Origin of the sequence: Pseudomonas sp. G11 (genome assembly GCF_029457515.1) — a bacterium.
Lineage (GTDB): Bacteria > Pseudomonadota > Gammaproteobacteria > Pseudomonadales > Pseudomonadaceae > Aquipseudomonas > Aquipseudomonas gorinensis.
Genome location: NZ_CP120377.1, coordinates 6,177,293 through 6,198,103 on the forward strand (window position 1 = coordinate 6,177,293; position 20,811 = coordinate 6,198,103).

Annotated in this window: 21 protein-coding genes; 2 read left to right on the plus strand and 19 right to left on the minus strand. The window is 61.0% G+C overall.

The window, feature by feature from the left end; translation table 11 throughout:
- Nucleotides 1-8: 8 nt before the first annotated feature.
- From P2T68_RS28360 to P2T68_RS28435, 16 genes are all read right to left on the minus strand, one after another.
- A complete protein-coding gene (locus P2T68_RS28360; RefSeq protein ID WP_024076952.1) occupies nt 9-569 on the minus strand; it encodes a DUF1285 domain-containing protein in 561 nt (186 codons plus the stop codon).
- Nucleotides 570-597: 28 nt separating this feature from the next.
- Nucleotides 598-1,203: a DUF4823 domain-containing protein gene (locus P2T68_RS28365; RefSeq protein WP_024076953.1), complete on the minus strand. Its 606-nt coding sequence runs from the start codon at nt 1,201-1,203 to the stop codon at nt 598-600.
- A gap of 118 nt (nt 1,204-1,321) precedes the next feature.
- Complete coding sequence (locus P2T68_RS28370; RefSeq protein ID WP_024076954.1) at nt 1,322-2,290, minus strand: radical SAM protein; 969 nt, start codon at nt 2,288-2,290, stop codon at nt 1,322-1,324.
- Nucleotides 2,291-2,405: 115 nt separating this feature from the next.
- Complete coding sequence (locus P2T68_RS28375; RefSeq protein ID WP_024076955.1) at nt 2,406-3,065, minus strand: TetR/AcrR family transcriptional regulator; 660 nt, start codon at nt 3,063-3,065, stop codon at nt 2,406-2,408.
- 451 nt (nt 3,066-3,516) lie between these two features.
- Nucleotides 3,517-4,302: a TatD family hydrolase gene (locus tag P2T68_RS28380; RefSeq protein ID WP_069076845.1), complete on the minus strand. Its 786-nt coding sequence runs from the start codon at nt 4,300-4,302 to the stop codon at nt 3,517-3,519.
- A 63-nt stretch (nt 4,303-4,365) separates the two neighbouring features.
- Nucleotides 4,366-5,355: a DNA polymerase III subunit delta' gene (locus P2T68_RS28385; protein ID WP_150296035.1), complete on the minus strand. Its 990-nt coding sequence runs from the start codon at nt 5,353-5,355 to the stop codon at nt 4,366-4,368.
- Nucleotides 5,348-5,980: a dTMP kinase gene (tmk, locus tag P2T68_RS28390; protein ID WP_024076958.1), complete on the minus strand. Its 633-nt coding sequence runs from the start codon at nt 5,978-5,980 to the stop codon at nt 5,348-5,350. The genes P2T68_RS28385 and tmk overlap by 8 nt, the downstream gene beginning before the upstream one ends.
- Before the next feature lie 19 nt (nt 5,981-5,999).
- On the minus strand, nt 6,000-7,133 hold the full coding sequence (gene mltG, locus P2T68_RS28395; protein ID WP_024076959.1) for an endolytic transglycosylase MltG: 1,134 nt from the start codon (nt 7,131-7,133) through the stop codon (nt 6,000-6,002).
- A gap of 1 nt (nt 7,134) precedes the next feature.
- Nucleotides 7,135-7,950 (minus strand): aminodeoxychorismate lyase, encoded by an 816-nt coding sequence (gene pabC / locus P2T68_RS28400; protein WP_102624085.1) that lies wholly within the window; start codon nt 7,948-7,950, stop codon nt 7,135-7,137.
- Nucleotides 7,950-9,194, minus strand: coding sequence for a beta-ketoacyl-ACP synthase II (gene fabF / locus P2T68_RS28405; RefSeq protein ID WP_024076961.1), 1,245 nt, complete (start codon nt 9,192-9,194; stop codon nt 7,950-7,952). The genes pabC and fabF overlap by 1 nt, the downstream gene beginning before the upstream one ends.
- A 127-nt stretch (nt 9,195-9,321) precedes the next feature.
- Complete coding sequence (acpP, locus tag P2T68_RS28410) at nt 9,322-9,558, minus strand: acyl carrier protein (protein ID WP_024076962.1); 237 nt, start codon at nt 9,556-9,558, stop codon at nt 9,322-9,324.
- 191 nt (nt 9,559-9,749) lie between these two features.
- Nucleotides 9,750-10,493, minus strand: a complete 744-nt coding sequence (fabG, locus tag P2T68_RS28415) for a 3-oxoacyl-ACP reductase FabG (RefSeq protein WP_015885432.1) — start codon at nt 10,491-10,493, stop codon at nt 9,750-9,752.
- Between the two features lie 31 nt (nt 10,494-10,524).
- On the minus strand, nt 10,525-11,463 hold the full coding sequence (fabD, locus tag P2T68_RS28420) for an ACP S-malonyltransferase (RefSeq protein ID WP_024076963.1): 939 nt from the start codon (nt 11,461-11,463) through the stop codon (nt 10,525-10,527).
- 140 nt (nt 11,464-11,603) lie between these two features.
- The gene (gene plsX, locus P2T68_RS28425) at nt 11,604-12,614 is read right to left on the minus strand and encodes a phosphate acyltransferase PlsX (RefSeq protein ID WP_024076964.1); all 1,011 of its coding nucleotides are present in this window, start codon (nt 12,612-12,614) and stop codon (nt 11,604-11,606) included.
- Between the two features lie 4 nt (nt 12,615-12,618).
- Complete coding sequence (rpmF, locus tag P2T68_RS28430; protein ID WP_003179396.1) at nt 12,619-12,801, minus strand: 50S ribosomal protein L32; 183 nt, start codon at nt 12,799-12,801, stop codon at nt 12,619-12,621.
- A gap of 13 nt (nt 12,802-12,814) precedes the next feature.
- Nucleotides 12,815-13,345: a YceD family protein gene (locus tag P2T68_RS28435; RefSeq protein WP_010566563.1), complete on the minus strand. Its 531-nt coding sequence runs from the start codon at nt 13,343-13,345 to the stop codon at nt 12,815-12,817.
- 105 nt (nt 13,346-13,450) lie between these two features.
- Here P2T68_RS28435 and P2T68_RS28440 point away from each other — a divergent pair, with 105 nt between their 5' ends.
- Complete coding sequence (locus tag P2T68_RS28440; protein WP_024076965.1) at nt 13,451-14,029, plus strand: nucleoside triphosphate pyrophosphatase; 579 nt, start codon at nt 13,451-13,453, stop codon at nt 14,027-14,029.
- A 134-nt stretch (nt 14,030-14,163) separates the two neighbouring features.
- Here P2T68_RS28440 and P2T68_RS28445 read toward each other — a convergent pair whose 3' ends face one another.
- From P2T68_RS28445 to rluC, 3 genes are read right to left on the minus strand one after another with little or no spacing between them, the layout of a single operon-like run.
- Nucleotides 14,164-15,153, minus strand: coding sequence for a S49 family peptidase (locus P2T68_RS28445; RefSeq protein ID WP_168232590.1), 990 nt, complete (start codon nt 15,151-15,153; stop codon nt 14,164-14,166).
- Nucleotides 15,154-15,174: 21 nt separating this feature from the next.
- Nucleotides 15,175-15,837 (minus strand): HAD-IA family hydrolase, encoded by a 663-nt coding sequence (locus P2T68_RS28450; protein WP_024076967.1) that lies wholly within the window; start codon nt 15,835-15,837, stop codon nt 15,175-15,177.
- Nucleotides 15,824-16,783, minus strand: a complete 960-nt coding sequence (gene rluC / locus P2T68_RS28455; protein WP_024076968.1) for a 23S rRNA pseudouridine(955/2504/2580) synthase RluC — start codon at nt 16,781-16,783, stop codon at nt 15,824-15,826. Before rluC ends, P2T68_RS28450 begins: the two co-directional genes overlap by 14 nt.
- Before the next feature lie 768 nt (nt 16,784-17,551).
- Between rluC and rne the strand changes: the two genes are divergently transcribed.
- Entirely contained in the window at nt 17,552-20,782 is a 3,231-nt protein-coding gene (gene rne, locus P2T68_RS28460) for a ribonuclease E (protein ID WP_277378622.1), read from the plus strand.
- Nucleotides 20,783-20,811: the final 29 nt, after the last annotated feature.

Sequence of the window (20,811 nt, forward strand, 5' to 3'; positions counted from 1 at the left end):
AACCGCCCTCAGGGCTCCCGCCCGATACGGAAAAACTCCCCGCCGCTCCACACACCGAGCCAGTTCTGACCGTTGATCGGACGGCTCACGGCCAGCTCCACCAATTGGTAGAACACATTGCGGTGAATCAGCGCTTCGAGGTTGGTGCGCACACGCAGATAGGGGGACGGTTCTTGAGTGTCGGGGTCGATCACTACCCGCAGCGGGTGTTCGAGGCCAGCCTCGATTTGATCATCGACGTTGGTGGTAAAGCGCAACACCTGGCTTTCGCCCTGCCCTTCGACATCCAGGGTTACCGCGACAAAGGGCGCATCATCGACGCTGATGCCCACCTTTTCTACAGGGGTGACCAAGAAGTAATCGTCGCCATCACGGCGAAGGATGTTGGAGAACAACTTGACCATCGGCTTACGCCCGATGGGCGTGCCCTGGTAGAACCAGGTGCCATCACGGGCGATACGCATGTCGATATGGCCGCAGAAGTCCGGGTTCCACAGATGCACCGGCGCCGGCCCCTTGCCCTTGGGCAGTTGGGCCAACAGGTCATTGGCCTTGGCGGAATCGGTCATGGTGTTATCCCTCTTTTACGTGCTGGCCTTACTGGTCCCCCATGCCCAGCAGGCCTCGGGCGTACTGCGCCAGGGGCCGGGCAATCAGATCTTCGGGCTTGTTGTCGTGGAACGTCAGTAAACCGCCACGATTGCGAATACGTGCAGTATCAATCAAATACTGGGTGCTGGTCTCGATCAACATGATCTGGATCACACCGCTGTCCAGGCCGAGGCGGTCGAGGGCCTGCTGGTCGGTCCACTCATCGGCGTTGCCGATACGGTCATCCGCCGCGGCAAAACGGCAGTACAGCAAGTAATGGGCACCGGCCGCACGGGCTTCGGCCATGGCCTGCTCAAGCCCTTCGGGCTGACGGGCGCGGCGCACCATGGGGAAGTATTCGACGAAGCCGTTGAAGGCTTCCTCGGCTACCACGTTCGGACGCGGATAGGCACTGCCCGGTGGTACGAAAGCGCCTTGGGCGATAAACACAAAGGAGTCCGGCTGGATGCGAACCGAGGCGGTACGGCGAGTATCGCTATGGTCGAGCAACCCGGCATCGCTCATCTGATAGCGGGTGCCTTCGGCCATATCGCTGACGGTCATGCAACCACTCAACGTCAACGACGCCAGCAACAAAACCAGACTACGCATCCTAATCCTCCAGAAGCCGGTGACGGAAAACCGGCGAATGGGCTCAAGATGCAGGTTCTGCGCCAGCTTGAGGGCAGCTCAAATCAAATGTGGGTGATGTGTCATCTTCGGGATAGCGTTAGCCGCCGATGATCTTCATGACCGTCGCGCCGCCGGAGAACGCGACTTCCTGTTTATCGCCCAGCGCCTTGACCAACAGGCCCTGCAAGGCCGGCAGCGCCTGGTGACGCGGCTTGTCCAGCAGGTCGCCGACGTAGTGCCGGTTGCTCGACGACAGGCAGCCATGCAGCCAACCGGTCGACGACAGCCGCAGCCGCGAGCAGGTGCGGCAGAACGGCACGCTTTCGTTGGCGATCACGCCAAAAAAGCCTTTGCCCGGCACTTCGTAGCGAACGGCCGTGGCATCTACCGGTGCGTTGGCTTGCAGGTATTCATGGTGTTCGCCGATCAGACCAAGCAGTTGCTGCAAGCTGACGAATTGCTGCAGAAACGCATTGGAGTCCTTGGCCAGGTGGCCCATGCGCATCAACTCGATAAAGCGCAATTCATAGCCACGCTCCAGGCAATAGTCGAGCAGGGGCATCACCTGGTCGAGGTTCTGCCCGCGCAACGGCACCATATTGACCTTGATCTTGATCCCGGCCGCGCGGGCCTGGTCCATGCCATCGAGCACGGTGGCCAGGTCACCGCCACGGGCGATGCTGCGGAAGGCGTCGGCGTCCAGGGTGTCGAGGGAAACGTTGATACGCCGGATACCGGCGTCCACCAGCAGCGGCAGTTTGCGCGCAAGTAACTGGCCATTAGTGGTCAGGCTGATATCACTGAGGCCCATCCCACCCACGGCGCCCATGAAGGCTTCGAGTTTGGGGCTGACCAGCGGCTCGCCGCCGGTGATACGCAGGCGCTCGATACCCGCCGCTTCAATCAGATAGGCCACGCCACGGGCCATGGCCTCGGCCGAGAGTTCGTCCTGGGCAGCCACCAGCCGCTTGCCGTTTGGCACGCAGTAGGTACACGCGTAATTGCAGGCTGAGGTCAGGCTGATCCGCAAATTGCGAAAACGCCTGCCTTGACGATCAACGATCATGGATCACTCCGGCAGAGGATGATTCGGGGCGCGCTAAAAACTGACTGATAAATCAGCTTTTAGCAAGATCCTTGCCTGAGTATATTCCTGGGTTACTGCACCTGGCAGCAAATCATTACGTGGCAGGCGTTTCAGCGGGGGCGTGTGGCTGCTCGGTGCTGTGCTTGCGCTTGTTGCCCATGCGCACACCGATGTCCATCAGGAACTGGAAGAAACCTTCCTGATCTTCCAGCACATTGCTCCAGAACGGCGAGTGGTACAGCGCCACGGCGCCATGCACCAAGGCCCAGGCGGCACAGTAGTGGAAGTACGGCGGCACATCTTCAAGCTTGCCTTCACTGATGCGACCCTTGATCAGCAGGGTCAGGCGTTCGAAGTTCGAGGCGCGGATCTTGTGCAGTTCCTCGACCATTTCCGGCACCTGGTGGCCCTTGACCACTTTTTCTTCCAGGCGGTCGAACAGGCGATAGCGCTGCGGGTCACGCATGCGGAATTCGAAATAGGCCCGGGACAGGGCCTCCTTGTCCTTGTCGACATCGGCCGAGTGCAGCAACTCGTTCAAGTCGCGCTCGTAGTCGAGCATCAGGCGCAGGTAGATTTCGGCCTTGGATTTGAAATGCTTGTAGATCGTGCCTTTGCCGATACCCACGGCATCCGCAATCATCTCGACGGTGACGCTGTCTTCACCTTGTTCGAGGAACAACTTGAGTGCAGTGTCGAGAATTTCCTGCTCACGGCGGCGAAACTCACGGACCTTACGGGGTTCTTTGTGCATGAGGAAGAGGTCTGCAGAGGTCGGTATTAGGGAGGGTTGCGCAGGGCCACGGATACGTGGCGATACGATTTACCCGATGCGAGGGATTATCCCGACTGAACGGTCGTTGGGCAACGTCTATGTGAACCCGTTGCGCACTTTACTTTCAGTCCGCCAACGATTTCATGCTTATCAGTCAGAAATAATACGCAACAACTACAGCTGGGCACCGGCTCAATGAGAACTCAAGCGAAGCGCACGTATTCCAAATCTGTTTAAGAAACGACCAGCCGCGACTGGACTGAATCGGATACTGATCAATACTTCAACTGTCGGCGCGACATCTCCCCCAAGTGAAGCGTCGACCTGGGTACCAACGGACCGCGTGCCCTTGTTTTACTCCTAATGGTCTTAGCCCGGATTCGCCCCCCCAGAACCCGGGTTTTTTTTGCCTGCGATTTGTCCGGCCCCGTTACCCGGCCACATGGGCCTGCGGGAACAGGCGCTTGAAGTTCGCAGTGGTCTGTTCGGCAAAGCGCTCATATGACTCACCGCGCAGCATCGCCAGGTAATCCGCCACATCCCGCACATACTCCGGCAGGTTTGGCTTGCCGCGATGGGGTATGGGCGCCAGATACGGCGAGTCGGTTTCCACCAGCAGACGGTCGACCGGTACTTGGCGCGCCACATCCCGCAAGGCATCGGCATTGCGGAAAGTCACGATGCCCGACAGGGAGATATAGAACCCCAGGTCCAGGGCAGCCTTGGCCATGTCCCAGTCTTCGGTGAAACAATGCAGCACGCCTGCCTGGGGGAGCGCGGCTTCGCGCAGCAGGGCCAGGGTATCGGCGCGAGCACCGCGGGTGTGGACAATCACTGGTTTACCGGTCTGCCGGGCGGCTTGCAGGTGCAGGCGAAACGATGCCTGCTGCAACTCGGCGGCTTCGGGTTCGTAGTGGTAATCCAGGCCGGTCTCGCCAATGGCGACCACGCGCGGGTGGTTCAGCTCCCCCAACAGCCAGTCGAGGGCCGGGGCCTCACCGGGCTTGAGGTCCAACGGGTGGACACCCACCGAGCAATCCACATCGGCATAGCGATCGGCGAGGGCTTTGACGTCAGCGGCGTTGTCGGCACTGACGCCGATGCACAGGAAGTGTCCTACCCCGCGCTGGCGGGCGGCTTCGAGGGCGGCATCAAGGGAACCGCCATGCTGGGCAAGGTCAAGGCGATCAAGGTGGCAATGGGAATCTACGAGCATAGGAAATTACGACTTAAGTCACGGAAAGGGCCTGGCCAACGATACACCCGTCGGCCACGGAAATTAACGGCGGCCGAGCAAGCCGACCCACTGCACCAGCAGCGCTTCGAGCAACAGCACGCGGTTGAGGTTGGCCTTGCCGAGCACCTTCTGGCGCTGGGCGAGGATCCAGTCCTGGATATTGAGCACCTTGTCCTGGGCACTTTTCTGCGCCAGGTACTGCACCACCTTGCGCATGTCCGGCAGGCCCAGGCCCTGTTCATCCTGGGTCAACTGGTAGCGCAGGATCAGGCTCGACCAGTCGCAGAACCAGTCGAACAGCAGCAGCAAGGGGATGTCTTTCCAGGCGGCTTCGGCCAACTGAGTAGCGGACAGCTCCTGCTTGAGCAGTTTTTTCACGCCATCCACCACCAGCGCCCGTTGCTCGCGCACGCCCTGGGCGTGCAGCTTCACCGCTGCCAGGGGTGAACCGGCGGCCAGGGTCAGTAACTCGACCCGTTCGTCTTCGGCGCACTCCGGCAGCGCCTGTGCCAGCCACCGCAAGCTCATGGCCTCGCTCGGCAACGGGCACGCCTGCTGCACGCACCGGCTGCGAATGGTCGGCAACAAGCGGCTGGACTGGTGACTGACCAGCAACAGCACCGTATCGCCGGAAGGTTCTTCCAGGCTTTTGAGCAAGGCGTTGGCGGCATTGATGTTCATTGCTTCCACCGGCTCGATCAACACCACCTTGCGCCCGCCCATCTGTGCGGTTTGCACCACGAAACCGACAAGGTCGCGGACCTGGTCGACCTTGATCGCCTTGTCGGCTTCCTCGGGCTCCAGCAGATAGTTGTCCGGGTGGCTACCGGCCTTGAGCAACAGGCAGGATTTGCACTCGCCGCAGGCTTCCAGGTTGACCGGACGCTGGCACAACAGGCTGGCCATCAGGCGTTCGGCGAGGGCGCGCTTGCCGATCCCCGCCGGCCCGTGCAGCAAATAGGCGTGGGCGTGCTGGGCACGGCCGGCCAACTGCTGCCAGAGGCTATCCTGCCAGGGGTAGGCTTCAGCCACGGGCGCGCTCCAACAGTGTCGGCAACAAAGCGTCAATGGCCTGTTGCACCCGGGCCAGCGGCTGCGCGGCGTCCAGCAGGTAATAACGCGCCGGTTCAGCCTTGGCGCGCGCAAGGAATGCGCTGCGCACCGCCTCGAAAAACGCCTGGCCTTCCAGCTCGAAGCGATCGAGGCGACCACGGGCACTGGCACGCGCCAGGCCGACTTCCACCGGGAGGTCGAACACCAGGGTCAGGTCAGGGCGCAAATCGCCCTGCACAAAGGTTTCCAGGGTGGCAATGCGCTCCAGCGACAAACCCCGGCCACCGCCCTGGTAGGCATAGGTGGAATCGGTGAAGCGATCACAAATCACCACCGCACCACGGGCCAGGGCCGGGCGAATCACCTCGGCCAGGTGCTGGGCACGTGCGGCAAACACCAGCAACAGCTCGGTGTCCGGGTTCATCTGTTCGTCACCTGGGGTCAGCAGCACCTCGCGGATACGCTCGGCCAGCGGCGTGCCGCCCGGTTCACGGGTCAACACCACTTCGATACCCTCGGCGCGCAAGCACTCGGCCAGGTAATCGCGGTTGGTGCTTTTGCCGGCGCCTTCCGGGCCTTCCAGGGTAATAAACAAGCCAGTCACAGGCAGTCCTTAGTCAGAGTCATTGCGGGCTTTGCGGCGCGACGGTGTCCGGTGCAGGCTCCGCCGGCGCTTGAGCTGGAGTATCGGCGGGGGGCGTCGGGTCTTCCGGCGGTTTTACCACCGGCGCCGGGCTGGAGCGATAATCGGCGCGACGCTTGAGCTGGAACTCACGCACGGCGGCATTATGCGCATCCAGGTTATCGGAGAAAATATGGCTGCCATCGCCACGGGCGACGAAATACAGGCTGCTGCCCGGCACCGGGTTCAGCGCAGCATGAATCGCCTCGCGGCCGACCATGGCGATCGGCGTCGGCGGCAGACCGGCCACCATGTAGGTGTTGTAGGGGTTGGCTTCCTTGAGGTGGGCGCGGGTCAACTTGCCGTTGTAGCGCTCCCCCAGGCCGTAGATCACCGTCGGGTCGGTCTGCAGGAGCATGCCGATCTTCATGCGGCGCACGAACACCCCGGCGATCTGCCCACGTTCTTCCGGCACACCGGTCTCTTTCTCCACCAGGGAGGCCATGATCAGCGCTTGGTAAGGGTCGGTGTATGGCACATCAGCGGCGCGCTTGCTCCATTCCTGGGCGAGTACATCGTCCAGGCGGTTGTAGGCTTTTTTCAGGAATTCAACATCGGTCATGCCGCGCACGAAACGGTAGGTATCAGGAAAGAACCGACCTTCAGGGAACACGCCGGGATGGCCAAGCTTGTCCATCACCTCGCTGTCACTCAGGCCCGAGAGGGTCTGTACGATCTTTTCATGCTTGGCCAGGGCCGAACGAACCTGGCGAAAATTCCAGCCTTCCACCAGGGTCAGGCTGTATTGCACCACTTCGCCACGTTGCCACAGGCCAATCAGGCCCTGGGCGGTCATCCCAGGCGTCATGCGATATTCGCCGCTGTGCAGCGGCTGTCCATCGAGGTTGAAACGCCAGTACAGGCGCAGCCAGAAGGCACCTTCGAGCACACCCTCGGCCTCCAGGCGATTGAAGGTACCCGTGGGGGTGGCCCCTGCCGGCACATCAAGCAACTGCTCCTGCGTCAGGTTCAGCGGCTGCTTCAGGGAGGAATCGAGTTTCCAGGCGGAAAACCCCAACAGCAACGCCGCCGAGAACACACCGATCAGCAGCAGTACAACCAGTTTTCGTATCAACTCAAATATCCAATAGTGCGCGAACAATGCCCTGCAGTTTACGGGTGAGCGGGCCAACCGACCAGCTCATCGCAGCACAGTCGCGCACCGGCCAAATGCCATAAACGCTGTTGCACACAAAGACTTCATCAGCCTGTTGCAACTGCTCAAGGCTGATATCAGCCACGGCCACCGGGATGCCCAGCGCTTGTGCCTGGGCCAGGACCTCGGCGCGCATGACACCGGCAACCCCGCAACGCGCCAGATCGGCGGTTAGTAACAAGCCGTTGCAAACCAGGAACAAGTTGCTGAACACGCCCTCGATGACGCGTCCGGACCTATCCAGCATCAAGCCCTCGGCATGCTCGGCGTCTTGCCATTCGGCGCGGGCAAGCACTTGCTCCAGGCGGTTGAGGTGCTTGAGACCCGCCAATAGCGGTTGTTCGGACAAGCGGGTGGCACACGGAAACAGGCGGATACCGTCGGTTCCATAGGCCGGGGGATAAGTGGCGGGCGGACTGCCCAGCAAGATCCGACGCACGGGAGCGCCGGGGTTGATGCCATAACCGCGCAGGCTGTCGCCGCGGGTGAGCATCAACTTGAGAACACCGTCGCCGAGGGCGGCGGCATAAGCCAGCACTTCGCTGCGGATCAGCGCCGGATCCGCAACCAGTGCCAACCGCCTGCAGCCCTCGTCGAGGCGGTGCAGGTGGCGGTCGAGCAGCACGGGCTGCCCGGCCTTGACGGCAATCGTCTCAAACAAGCCGTCGCCATAAGCCAGGCCACGATCCTTCAGGGGCACGCTGTCCGCTGGCTGACCGTCGACCCAGCTGTGCATCACTCGGCGAACCGGCGGAACACCAGGGAACCGTTGGTGCCACCGAAACCGAACGAGTTGGAGATCACCACGTCGATCGGCATCGGCTGTGCTTCGTGAGGCACGAAGTTCAGGTCGCAACCTTCGTCCGGCTCATCGAGGTTGATGGTCGGCGGAGCGACCTGATCCTTGATGGCCATCACACTGAAGATCGCCTCGACCGCGCCCGCCGCACCCAACAGATGGCCGGTCATGGACTTGGTAGAGCTGACCGCCAGCTTGTAGGCATGGTCGCCGAACACCGACCTGATGGCTTCGGCTTCCGCCAGGTCGCCAGTCGGGGTCGAGGTGCCGTGGGCGTTGATGTACTGCACCTGGTCCGGGTTGACCTTCGCATCGCGCAGGGCGTTGGTAATGCAACGCGCAGCGCCAGCACCATCGGCCGGTGGCGAGGTCATGTGGTAGGCGTCGCCGCTCATGCCGAAGCCGATCAGCTCGGCGTAGATGGTGGCACCCCGCGCCTTGGCGTGTTCCAGTTCTTCGAGCACCAGGGCACCGGCACCGTCGGACAGTACGAAACCGTCACGGCCCTTGTCCCATGGACGGCTGGCACGGGTCGGTTCGTCATTGCGCGTCGACAGCGCACGGGATGCGCCGAAGCCGCCCATGCCCAGGCCACAGGCGGCCATTTCGGCGCCACCGGCGATCATCACATCCGCCTCGTCATAGGCGATATTGCGCGCCGCCATGCCGATGCAGTGAGTGCCCGTGGTGCACGCCGTGGCAATGGCGTAGTTAGGTCCCTGGGCACCCAAGTGGATGGACAGGAAACCGGAAATCATATTGATGATCGAGCCCGGAACGAAGAACGGTGAAATTCGACGGGGGCCGGAATCATGCAGCGTGCGACTGGTTTCTTCGATATTGGTCAGACCGCCAATACCCGATCCCATGGCGACGCCGATACGCTCACGGTTGGCGTCGGTCACTTCCAGGCCGGCGTTACGCACTGCCTGAAAACCGGCTGCCAGGCCGTATTGAATGAACAGGTCGAGTTTGCGGGACTCTTTGACCGAGAGATATTCCTCGACATTGAAACCCTTTACCGAGCCGCCAAAACGGGTGGAATAGGCAGAAAGGTCCGTGTGTTCGATCAGACCAATACCACTGCGGCCAGCCAGAATGCCCTGCCAACTGCTCGGCACATCCGTACCCAGTGGCGACAACATACCCATACCGGTGACTACGACGCGTCTACGCGACACAGCACTCTCCTTTTTCTTGATGACGACACTTTGCTTCAGAGCCACTTTTCATCAGAGCTAAAGAAAAAACCGCACGCCGTTACAGCAGTGCGGTTTTTCCCTGACAGCAAGCGACGACTACAAACTATTACGCCTGGTGGCTAGTAACGTAGTCGATAGCAGCTTGAACAGTAGTGATTTTTTCAGCTTCTTCGTCCGGGATTTCGGTCTCGAATTCCTCTTCCAGAGCCATCACCAGCTCAACGGTGTCAAGGGAATCGGCACCCAGGTCTTCTACGAAGGAAGCAGTGTTGATCACTTCTTCTTCTTTGACGCCCAGTTGCTCGGCAACGATTTTCTTGACGCGCTCTTCGATGGTGCTCATACCTTGTTTAACTCCTAATGGACAAATTCAGGCAGCTGGCCAGTGAGTAAGTGTATAGAAAGCCATTTCAGCTTTTCAACTGAAAGCTTCACCCTGTACCCCGTAGGCCACCTGCCTATAAATTAAGTTGCAGCTTTATAACGGATTTTAGACAGCTCGTATGACATTTTTTTGAAGCGATCCGTCACAATTTAACTCATGTACATCCCGCCGTTCACCGGGATTGTAGCCCCAGTCACGTATGCCGCACCGTCGGATGCCAGGAAAGTGACCACATTCGCGATCTCTTGAGCCTGGCCCAGACGGCCCAGCGGAATCTGCGTCAGCAAGGCTTCACGCTGTGCTTCCGGCAGTTCGCGGGTCATATCGGTATCGATGAACCCTGGGGCCACCGAGTTGACCGTAATCGACCGCGAGCCGACTTCACGCGCCAATGCACGGCTGAAACCTTCCAGACCGGCCTTGGCGGCTGCGTAGTTTACTTGGCCTGCGTTGCCCATGGCACCCACTACAGAGCCAATATTGATAATTCGGCCCCAGCGCGCCTTGGTCATGCCGCGCAAAACGCCCTTGGACAGGCGAAACAGACTGTTCAAGTTGGTGTCGACCACGTCGTACCACTCGTCGTCTTTCATGCGCATCATCAGGTTATCGCGGGTGATACCGGCGTTATTCACCAGAATTGCCGGCGCACCGAACTGTGCGGTGATCTCGGCCAGTACCGCAGCCACGGACTCATCGCTGGTCACATTCAGCTCAAGGCCAGTGCCTTGGACACCGTTTTCCTTCAAGGTCGCGGCGATACGCTCGGCGCCCGAAGCGGAAGTGGCGGTGCCAATGACAACGGCGCCCTGACGGCCCAGTTCCAGGGCGATGGCCTGGCCAATGCCACGGCTGGCGCCGGTAACCAGTGCAACTTTACCTTGCAGACTCATGCAGGCTTCTCCTAAGTTCGGGGATCAGGGGTCAGGCCAGTGCCGCGAGAGCGGCAGCGAAGGCATCCGGGGTATTGAGATTGGCGGTCGACACACCGTCGGCGCAACGCTTGTTCAGGCCAGCCAGGACCTTGCCCGGGCCGCATTCAACCAGCTCGGTGGCGCCATTGGCGGCCAGGGTCTGTACCGACTCAACCCAGCGTACCGGCTTGTAGAGCTGCTCCAACAGGTCGCGCTTGAGGGTCTCGAGATCAGGTGCAACCGCCGCGCTGACGTTCTGCACCAGCGGAATCTGCGGCGCCTGCCAGTTGATGGCGGCGATGGACTCGGCAAACCGCTCGGCTGCCGGACGCATCAACTCGCAATGGGACGGCACGCTCACCGGCAACGGCAGCGCACGCTTGGCGCCACGGGCCTTGCAGCCTTCGATGGCACGCTCGACCGCCGCCTTGGCACCGGCGATCACCACCTGGCCAGGGGAGTTGAAGTTCACTGCGCTGACCACTTCGCCCTGGGCGGCTTCGGCGCAGGCCTCAATCACGACCGCATCGTCCAGGCCGAGGATAGCGGCCATGCCGCCCTGCCCAGCCGGAACGGCTTCCTGCATCAGTTGGCCACGACGCTCGACCAGCTTGACCGCCTCGCCCAGGGTCAGGCTGCCCGCCGCCACCAGGGCGCTGTATTCGCCCAGGCTGTGACCGGCCACGAATGCCGGGCGTGCGCCGCCTTCAGCCAGCCACAGGCGCCACAGGGCAATCGAAGCGGTCAGGATCGCCGGTTGGGTTTTATCGGTTTGATTGAGTTGCTCTTCCGGCCCCTGCTGGGTCAACGCCCACAGGTCGTAACCCAGGGCATCGGAAGCTTCCTTGAAGGTTTCCAGGATCAGCGGATATTGCGCGCCCAGCTCGGCCAACATGCCGAGGGACTGCGAACCCTGCCCTGGAAAGACGAATGCGAGGGATGTAGACATGTAACAAGCCCCTAAATGATCGGGTCGTCGGAAATGGTCGCTCCCGATCTTAAAATGAATGGTGGGAGCGCACGAAACTGACAGATTGGATGGTCAATTGAACTGGTCGGTCACATTTAAGCATTCCCGAGCCGATTCGCCTAAGGCAACAGATCCTCTAGACGGCCGTGCAAACGTTGAGGCAGGTTTTCCTGGATCTCGATAAGCGCACGCGCAATAGCGCTTTGGAAGCCCTGCACCCCCGCCGAGCCGTGGCTTTTGACCACAATGCCCTGCAAGCCAAGAAAACTTGCGCCGTTATGCCGCGCTGGCGCCAGGTCAGCCTGCAGGCGGCGCATCAACGGCAGCGCCAGGGCGCCCACCATGCGTGACGCCAGGCTCTGCTTGAACAACGCTTCGATGCGCATCGCGATCATGGTGGCCAGGCCTTCGCTGGACTTGAGCAGGATATTGCCGACAAAACCGTCGCACACCACCACATCCGCTTCGCCACGGTACAAACCGTCGCCTTCGACAAAGCCGATGTAGTTCAAGCCCCGCGCGCCCTGCAAGAGGGTAGCGGCGAGCTTCACCTGCTGATTGCCCTTGATGTCCTCGGTACCGATGTTCAGCAAGGCCACTCTCGGCCGGACCACACCCAGCGCTTCGGCGGCCACCGAGCCCATCACGGCGAACTGAAACAGGTGCTCGGCACTGCAATCGACATTCGCGCCCAGGTCCAGCAGTTGGCAATAGCCTTTCTGCGTCGGAATCGCCGCCACCATCGCCGGCCGGTCAATCCCCGGCAGGGTCTTGAGCACATGCCGCGACAATGCCATCAATGCACCGGTATTGCCGGCGCTGACGCAGGCTTGCACCTTGCCGTCGTGCAACAACTCAAGGGCTACCCGCATCGAAGAATCGGGCTTGCCACGCAGGGCCGCCGCCGGCTTGTCATCCATGCTGATGGTTTCGCTGGCCGGCGTAATCGTCAGGCGCGCGCGATCCACCGCCGGATGGCTGGCAATCAGTTCTTCAAGGAGGGAGGGTTGACCGACAAGGGTCAGGTGCAGCGAGGGTGTGGCAGCCAGGCTGGCAATGCAGGCCTGAACAATGCTGCGGGGACCGAAGTCCCCGCCCATTGCGTCAATCGCGATGACTTGAGCAGACAAGTGATTACTCGTCAGCGCCCTTGTCGATCACTTTACGGCCACGGTATACGCCTTCTGGCGATACGTGGTGACGCAGGTGAACTTCACCGGTGGTCTTTTCTACGGACAGGGTGCTAGCCTCGAGAGCGTCGTGCGAACGACGCATGTCACGGGCAGAGCGGGATTTTTTGTTCTGCTGAACAGCCATAATTGATTAACTCCTAAACGTTTGGGTCACGCTTTAACTGCGCCAATACACTGAACGGGTTGGACCGCGTTACCTCGTCCTCGCTCGGTTCGGGCTCGTCATCGAGGCCCGCCGGCTGCTGGCATTCTTCCGGATGATGAGCAGGCACAATGGGCAAGGCGAGCAGAAGCTCCTCCTCGATCAGTGCATGCAGATCCAAAGGATCTTCGCCCAGTTCCAGCACGTCATAACCTTTCGGCAACGACTGGGTATTCGCACCCTCCTTCACCACAGCATAACTGCACTCGCTGTGGATCGGCAGGGTGACCAGCTCAAGACAACGCTGGCAAACCATTTTGACCTCGGTGTCGATAAAGCTGTGGATTACCACAGATTTACGTTCATCTCGTTCAAAAACGAATTTGGCCTGCACCGTACCGACAGTGTCGGAAAGCGGGTCGCAGAGTCTCTCCAAATCGGCCAGCAGCAACTCACCTTGAAGGGAAGTGCCACGATCAGCCAATTTGCGCGGGTCAACGTGAGGTGGAATCGGGTCATTCAACATAGGCGCAGCATTATAGGGATGCCCCCAGCCATGTCAAAGGAAATTCAGCCCTGTGCGTCGGCCGGTCGCGCCGCTAGAATCGGCGGCTGCCTTGAGGAGACGTCCATGCTGCCTTTATTACTCGCTTCCAGCTCGGTTTATCGCCGGGAATTGCTGAGCCGCCTGCACCTGCCGTTCACCTGCAGCTCGCCGGATATCGACGAAAGCCACGCTGCAAATGAGTCGGCCACGGATCTGGTCAAACGCCTGGCCGAACAGAAAGCCCGTGCCCTCGCCGCCAGCCATCCTGGACATTTGATCATCGGCTCCGACCAGGTCGCCGCGCTGGAAGGCCGCATCATCGGCAAGCCTCACACGTTCGAAAACGCGCGCGAGCAATTATTGGCTGCCAGTGGCAAACGTGTCAGCTTCCTCACCGGCCTGGCCCTGCTTAACAGCGAGACGGGGCACTGCCAGGTGGACTGCATACCCTTTACCGTGCACATGCGCGAGTTGGATGCAGCGCGCATCGAGCGCTACCTGCGGATCGAGCAGCCGTATGACTGCGCGGGCAGCTTCAAGGCTGAAGGGCTGGGCGTGAGCCTGTTCCAGAGCACCGAAGGGCCGGACGCGACCAGTCTTGTCGGCTTACCCCTGATTCGGCTGGTGGATATGCTACTCAGCGAAGGCGTGCAAATCCCTTAAGAACGCTGCAAAACCCAATGCGGGACGGGCGACGCGACGATTCGACTTGCTCCCGACAGCGGTAATTCAGTCAGCTTATCTGTAGCTGACCCACCGCTATCGGGGGCAAGCCCCCTCCCACCTCTATCGAAATCTCAGCGCAGCGCCGGGCCCTGGAAGCCCATGTACAGCGCCAGCTTCTCAGCCACGCTGGCACCGAGCTTCTTGGAAAAACGATCAAACGGCGATTCTTCAACGGTGAAATCCACCAGGTCCTTCTCGCCAATCACATCCCGCGCCACCGAACTGGCACTGCCCAAGCCATCGATCAGACCCAGTGGCAATGCTTGCTCGCCCGACCACACCAGACCGGAGAACAACTCCGGATGCTCTTTATCCTTCAGACGATCCCCACGCCCCTGCTTGACGCTAGCGATAAACTGGCGATGAGTGGTGTCGAGCACGCCTTGCCAGAACTGGGTTTCATCCGCCTTTTGCGGCTGGAACGGGTCAAGGAACGCCTTATGCTCGCCCGAGGTGTAGGTCCGACGCTCCACCCCCAGCTTCTCCATGGTGCCGACAAAGCCATAACCGGCCGCCGTCACACCAATGGAGCCGACCAGGCTGGCCTTGTCGGCATAAATCTGGTCAGCGGCGCTTGCAATGTAATAGGCACCCGAAGCGCCGAGATCGGAAATGACCGCATACAGCTTGATCTCCGGATGCAGCCCGCGCAGGCGACGAATCTCGTCATACACATAGCCCGACTGTACCGGGCTGCCACCGGGGCTGTTGATGCGCAGGATCACGCCCTTGACCTTGGGGTCTTCAAAGGCCGCGCGCAGGCTGCTGACAATATTGTCGGCGCTGGCGGCCTCCTTGTCGGCGATCACCCCACGCACCTCGATCAGGGCCGTGTAGTGGCTGCCACGGGTGGCGCTTTTTTCCATGTCCATCAGCGGGCTGAACAGCGCCAGCATGCCCAGCAGGTAAACAAAGGTCAGCAGCTTGAAGAAAATCCCCCAACGCCGCGAACGACGCTGTTCCTGCACGCTGGCCAGGAGAGTCTTCTCCAACAGCTTCCAGCTTTTGTCATCGGCCTTGTCGTCACTGGCCTTTTCCGGTGCTTTCCACTCATCACTCATGCCAACTACCCCAGCAAAGACTTATTGGGCCCGGCCGAGCCAGGCCTGCAATTCAGAAAAATGATCGATCGTCAGCCTGGGCTCATATGGCTGCAACGCCTCGGCAGCCTGGGCGCCATAACTGACCGCCACACTGTCCATGCCAGCGTTGCGCGCCATCATCAGGTCGAAGGAAGCGTCGCCCACCATCAGCGCCTGGCGCGGCGACACGCCGCAATGGGCCAGGATCTGCTCAAGCATCAGGGGATGGGGCTTGCTGGCGGTTTCGTCAGCGGCGCGGGTGATGTCGAAATAATCTTCCCAACCATACGCCTCGAGCACCCGGTCCAACCCGCGACGGGACTTACCGGTGGCGACGGCCAGGTGATAGCCCTCGGCGCGAAAAGCGTCCAGGGACTGCACCACCCCATCAAACAGCGGCGACGGCTCGGCCTCCAGGGCCATGTAGTGATCGACGTAGTGCCCACGGAAAGCGACCAACTCAGCGTCAGCGATGTGCGGGTACAAGGTACGAATCGCCTCCGGCAGGCCGAGGCCGATAATGCCCTTGACCGCGAGATCAGTGCACGGCTCGAAGCCCGAGCGGTTGGAGGCAATGTGAATGGATTCGACGATCCGGCCAATGGAGTTGGCCAGGGTGCCGTCCCAATCGAAAATCAGCAGCTTGTAATCAAGGTGCGACACTCAAACGCTCCACGGTCTTGGCCCACATGTCATCGACCGGCGCCTGCAGTTTCAATTCACCGCCATCGGGCAGCGGCACGGTGAGCATATAGGCGTGCAGGAACAGGCGTTTGCCGCCCAGCTCCCGGATTTCCTTGGAGAAATCCTCGTCGCCATATTTGGTATCGCCCGCAATGCAGTGGCCCGCATGCAGGGTGTGCACGCGAATCTGGTGGGTACGACCGGTGACGGGCTTGGCTTCGACCAGAGTGGCGAAGTCACCGAAGCGGCGCAGCACCTTGAACAGGGTCAGGGCCTCTTTGCCCTCCTCGTCCACTTCGACCATGCGCTCGCCGGAGCGCAGGTTGCTCTTCTGCAACGGCGCGCGGACGCTCTTGATCGAACTGGCCCAGTTGCCACGCACCAGCGCCATGTAGCGCTTGTCCACGCCATCGCCACGCAGGGCTGTGTGCAGATGGCGCAACATGCTGCGCTTCTTGGCGATCATGAGCAGGCCGGAGGTGTCACGGTCCAGGCGGTGGACCAGCTCCAGCTCCTTGGCATCCGGACGCAGCTGACGAAAGGCTTCGATCACGCCGAAGTTCAGGCCGCTGCCCCCGTGAACCGCAATGCCGCACGGCTTGTTGATCACGATCAGCTTGCTGTCTTCGAAGACAATCGAGGCCTCGAGGCGCTGCAACAGGCCCTGGGCCAATGGCACGGGCTCGTCACGCTCAGGCACGCGCACCGGCGGCACACGAACGATATCGCCCGCCTGCAGCTTGTACTCGGGCTTGATACGGCCCTTGTTCACACGCACTTCGCCTTTACGCAAGATGCGGTAAATCAAGGTCTTGGGCACGCCTTTGAGCCTGGCCAGGAGAAAATTGTCGATGCGTTGGCCGGCATATTCCGGCGAGACCTCAAGCAGCTGGACGCTGGGGGTCTGGGGGGCGGTAGTCGTCATGGCGGCGATGATAACAATTTTTTATGGAATTGAAGCACTTAATCATTGCTGCTATAGTCGCGAACGCCGCCAAAAGCGGCCTGGACAGAGGACTAGCGGCAAACTGCCGGCCCTGACCATCGCAATTCATCAGGACGCGAGGCCGTCCTACGGGGCTTTCACCACCTTGGAAGGCCCGAGATTGTAACAAGCGCAGGTGACATGAGGCCTGAAGCGAGTGCAGAAAGCAGAGTGAATACTCGTCTTCTGCGCCGATATTTACGGCCAGTTCACAAAGTGCAGTCAGTCTTGGGACACACCATGGCGAATGCTTCGGAAACAACGCCTGTTAAGAGCTGAGTGAGAGCGCAGTCGCCCACACCTAGTCTTGTTTAGCCATGAGCGTGGACTCCCCATTGGAGAACACGGTAAATGCCAACCCGCTGCGGATTCTGCGCGCGGCAGCACCCGAATTATCAGGGATACGTGTAGGGTGGAGATGCACAACCGTCGGACCGTGTAGCACTAGGCTTATATATAGACGCTTCATCTCGTCCACAGTCGCCGGTTGATTCCTCCTCCTGACCTTAGCTTTTGTTGAAGTGGTGCCTTTGTCACCACCGCTAACAAGCAGGACGCGTCCGTCGCGATACCAGCCCAATTGGCCGGTTATTGCTGGACACTGGAGTGGCCAACCACTCTTGACGCACCTGACACCGACCGTGAGAAGTCGTGTGTGCCGAACGCCGTTTCCGGCAGCCCGGAAACCGACGGTACAACATGAAAAGAATGCTGATTAACGCAACTCAACCCGAAGAGTTGCGTGTTGCACTGGTAGATGGCCAACGCCTCTACGACCTGGACATCGAATCCGGTGCACGCGAGCAAAAGAAGGCCAACATCTATAAAGGCCGTATTACTCGCATCGAACCGAGCCTTGAGGCTGCCTTTGTCGATTTCGGCTCCGAGCGCCACGGCTTCCTGCCCCTCAAAGAAATTTCCCGCGAATACTTCAAGAAATCCCCTGAAGGCCGCGTGAACATCAAGGACGTCCTGAGCGAAGGCCAGGAAGTCATCGTCCAGGTCGAAAAAGAAGAACGTGGCAACAAGGGCGCCGCCCTGACCACCTTCATCAGCCTGGCCGGCCGCTACCTGGTACTGATGCCGAACAACCCACGTGCCGGCGGCATTTCCCGTCGCATCGAAGGCGAAGAGCGCAACGAACTGCGCGAAGCGCTGAACGGCCTGGTTGCACCGGCCGACATGGGCCTGATCGTTCGCACTGCCGGCCTGGGCCGCAGCAGCGAGGAAATGCAGTGGGACCTCGACTACCTGCTGCAACTGTGGACCGCTATCAAAGAAGCGTCCCTGGATCGTTCCGCGCCGTTCCTGATCTACCAGGAAAGCAACGTCATCATCCGCGCTATCCGCGACTACCTGCGCCAGGACATCGGCGAAGTGCTGATCGACAGCGTTGAAGCCCAGGATGAAGCCCTGACCTTCATCCGCCAGGTGATGCCGCAGTACGCCAGCAAGATCAAGCTGTACGAAGACAGCGTTCCGCTGTTCAACCGTTTCCAGATCGAAAGCCAGATCGAGACCGCCTTCCAGCGCGTGGTCGAACTGCCTTCCGGTGGCTCCATCGTGATCGACCCGACCGAAGCCCTGGTGTCCATCGACATCAACTCGGCGCGTGCCACGAAAGGTAGCGACATCGAAGAAACCGCCCTGCAGACCAACCTGGAAGCGGCTGAAGAAATCGCCCGCCAACTGCGCCTGCGTGATATCGGCGGCCTGATCGTGATCGACTTCATCGACATGACCCCAGCCAAGAACCAGCGCGCCGTGGAAGAGAAAGTCCGCGAATGCCTGGAAGCTGACCGTGCCCGCGTGCAAGTCGGCCGCATCTCGCGCTTCGGCCTGCTGGAAATGTCCCGTCAGCGCCTGCGTCCATCCCTGGGCGAGAGCAGCGGCATCGTCTGCCCGCGTTGCAACGGCACCGGCATCATCCGTGACGTTGAATCGCTGTCCCTGGCGATCCTGCGCCTGATCGAAGAAGAAGCGCTGAAAGACCGCACCGCCGAAGTCCGCGCGCAAGTGCCGATCCCGGTGGCCGCGTTCCTGCTCAACGAAAAACGCAACTCGATCACCAAGATCGAACTGCGCACCCGTGCCCGTATCGTGATCCTGCCGAACGATCACCTCGAGACGCCGCACTTCGAAGTGCAGCGCCTGCGTGATGACAGCCCGGAAGCCCACAGCGGCCAGTCCAGCTACGAAATCGCGGCTGCCGCTGCCGAAGTGGAAGAAGTGCAGCCTGCCGCCGCGACCCGCACCCTGGTTCGCCAGGAAGCCGCCGTGAAGACCGCGCCAGCCCGTGCCAATGCACCGGTTCCGGTTGAAGCCGCCGCACCGGTTGCCGCGCCAGCCGCCCTGCCTGAACCAAGCCTGTTCAAGGGCCTGGTGAAGTCGCTGGTCAGCCTGTTCGCCACCAAGGAAGAGCCTGCTGCACCGGTAGTGGTTGAAAAACCAGCCACCGAACGCCCGGCTCGCAACGAAGAGCGTCGCAACGGTCGCCAGCAAAGCCGCAACCGCAATGGTCGTCGTGACGAAGAGCGCAAGCCGCGCGAAGAACGTGCCCCGCGTGAAGAGCGCGCACCACGTGAAGAGCGTGCGCCTCGCGAAGCCCGTGAAGACACTCCGGCCGTAGCCCGTGAAGAACGTGCACCGCGCGAAGAGCGCGCACCGCGTACCCCACGTGCTCCGCGTGAAGATCGCAAGCCACGTGGCGAACGTGAAGAACGTGTGCGCGAACTGCGCGAGCCACTGGACGCTGCGCCAGCCGTTGCCGGTGCTGCTGTTGCAGTTACTGCCTCGACTGAAGAACGCCCGGCTCGCCAACCGCGTGAAGAACGTGCGCCACGTGAAGAACGTCAACCACGTGCTCCGCGTGAAGAACGTCAACCTCGTGCCGAGCAAGCCCCTGCCGCCAGCGAAGAAGAAGTGCTGACCGGCGAAGAGCAACTGCAGGAAGACGGCCAGGACAACGCCGAAGGCGATCGTCCACGCCGCCGCTCCCGTGGCCAGCGTCGTCGCAGCAACCGTCGCGAGCGTCAACGTGATGCCAACGGCAATGTGATCGAAGGCTCGGAAGAGACCGGCGAGAACGCAGAAGCCGCCACCAGCGAACCCACTGGCACCGAACTGGCTGCCGGCCTGGCCGTAACCGCCGCTGTTGCCAGCTCGGTCATCAGCGCACCTGCTGAAGCCCAGGCTCACGAACAGGCTGAACGCGCCACTGCCGCCGTCGAAGAAACGCATGCGGTAGAAGCGCCTGTCGCTGAAACCCCAGTCGTTGAAGCACCGGTTGTCGAAGCCACCACCCCGATCGAAGCCCCCGTGGTTCCGGAAGTGGAGGTTGCACCGGTTCGTGAAGCCCAGCCGGAAGCCGAAGTTACCGCTACCGAGCCTGAAGCGGTTGCTGAGCCTCAGCCAGTGGTTGAAGCCCCGGTTGTCGAAGCAGCGGCCCCGGCTGTGCGTGAAGTTCGCGAAGAACAGACCGCCTTCCAGTGGACTGCCGAGCCTGCCGCTCCAGTTGAAGTGCCAGCCCCCGCCCCTGTGGTAGAAGAAGCGCCGGCCCCGGTCGCCGAAGTGGTTGAAGCCGCCCCGGTTGTGGTTGCCGAGCCTGCGCCAGTGGTTGAGACGCCAGTGGTTGCCGAAGTCGCCGCGCCGGTGGTTGAAGCTGCCCCAGTGGTCAGCGCACTGACCGAAAACGGCCGTGCGCCGAACGACCCACGTGAAGTGCGTCGTCGCCGCAAGGAAGCTGAAGCCGCCGCTGCTGCCGCAGCCGCTGCCGCACCGGCTGTAGCCGAAGTGGTCGAGGCGCCAGCCCCGGTCGCTGAAACTGTGGTGGAGCACACTGCCCCTATCGTCGACGAGAACCCAGGTTCTGCTGACGAAGTGGTAGAGCATCACCCAAAGGCCTTGGAAGAAGAACACGAGCCTAAACCCTTCGTCTGATTCCATAAGCCAATAAAAAGCCCCGCCTG

Coding starts and splice junctions, on each gene's coding strand:
- acpP (WP_024076962.1), bottom strand. CDS start 9,558: ATGAGCACCATCGAAGAGCGCGTCAAGAAAATCGTTGCCGAGCAACTG.
- P2T68_RS28375 (WP_024076955.1), bottom strand. CDS start 3,065: ATGCACAAAGAACCCCGTAAGGTCCGTGAGTTTCGCCGCCGTGAGCAG.
- pabC (WP_102624085.1), bottom strand. CDS start 7,950: ATGCACAGCTGGGTCGACGGTCAGCCAGCGGACAGCGTGCCCCTGAAG.
- P2T68_RS28435 (WP_010566563.1), bottom strand. CDS start 13,345: ATGTTGAATGACCCGATTCCACCTCACGTTGACCCGCGCAAATTGGCT.
- rluC (WP_024076968.1), bottom strand. CDS start 16,783: ATGACGACTACCGCCCCCCAGACCCCCAGCGTCCAGCTGCTTGAGGTC.
- P2T68_RS28365 (WP_024076953.1), bottom strand. CDS start 1,203: ATGCGTAGTCTGGTTTTGTTGCTGGCGTCGTTGACGTTGAGTGGTTGC.
- P2T68_RS28440 (WP_024076965.1), top strand. CDS start 13,451: ATGCTGCCTTTATTACTCGCTTCCAGCTCGGTTTATCGCCGGGAATTG.
- P2T68_RS28445 (WP_168232590.1), bottom strand. CDS start 15,153: ATGAGTGATGAGTGGAAAGCACCGGAAAAGGCCAGTGACGACAAGGCC.
- P2T68_RS28380 (WP_069076845.1), bottom strand. CDS start 4,302: ATGCTCGTAGATTCCCATTGCCACCTTGATCGCCTTGACCTTGCCCAG.
- P2T68_RS28360 (WP_024076952.1), bottom strand. CDS start 569: ATGACCGATTCCGCCAAGGCCAATGACCTGTTGGCCCAACTGCCCAAG.
- rne (WP_277378622.1), top strand. CDS start 17,552: ATGCTGATTAACGCAACTCAACCCGAAGAGTTGCGTGTTGCACTGGTA.
- P2T68_RS28370 (WP_024076954.1), bottom strand. CDS start 2,290: ATGATCGTTGATCGTCAAGGCAGGCGTTTTCGCAATTTGCGGATCAGC.
- fabD (WP_024076963.1), bottom strand. CDS start 11,463: ATGTCTACATCCCTCGCATTCGTCTTTCCAGGGCAGGGTTCGCAGTCC.
- rpmF (WP_003179396.1), bottom strand. CDS start 12,801: ATGGCTGTTCAGCAGAACAAAAAATCCCGCTCTGCCCGTGACATGCGT.
- fabG (WP_015885432.1), bottom strand. CDS start 10,493: ATGAGTCTGCAAGGTAAAGTTGCACTGGTTACCGGCGCCAGCCGTGGC.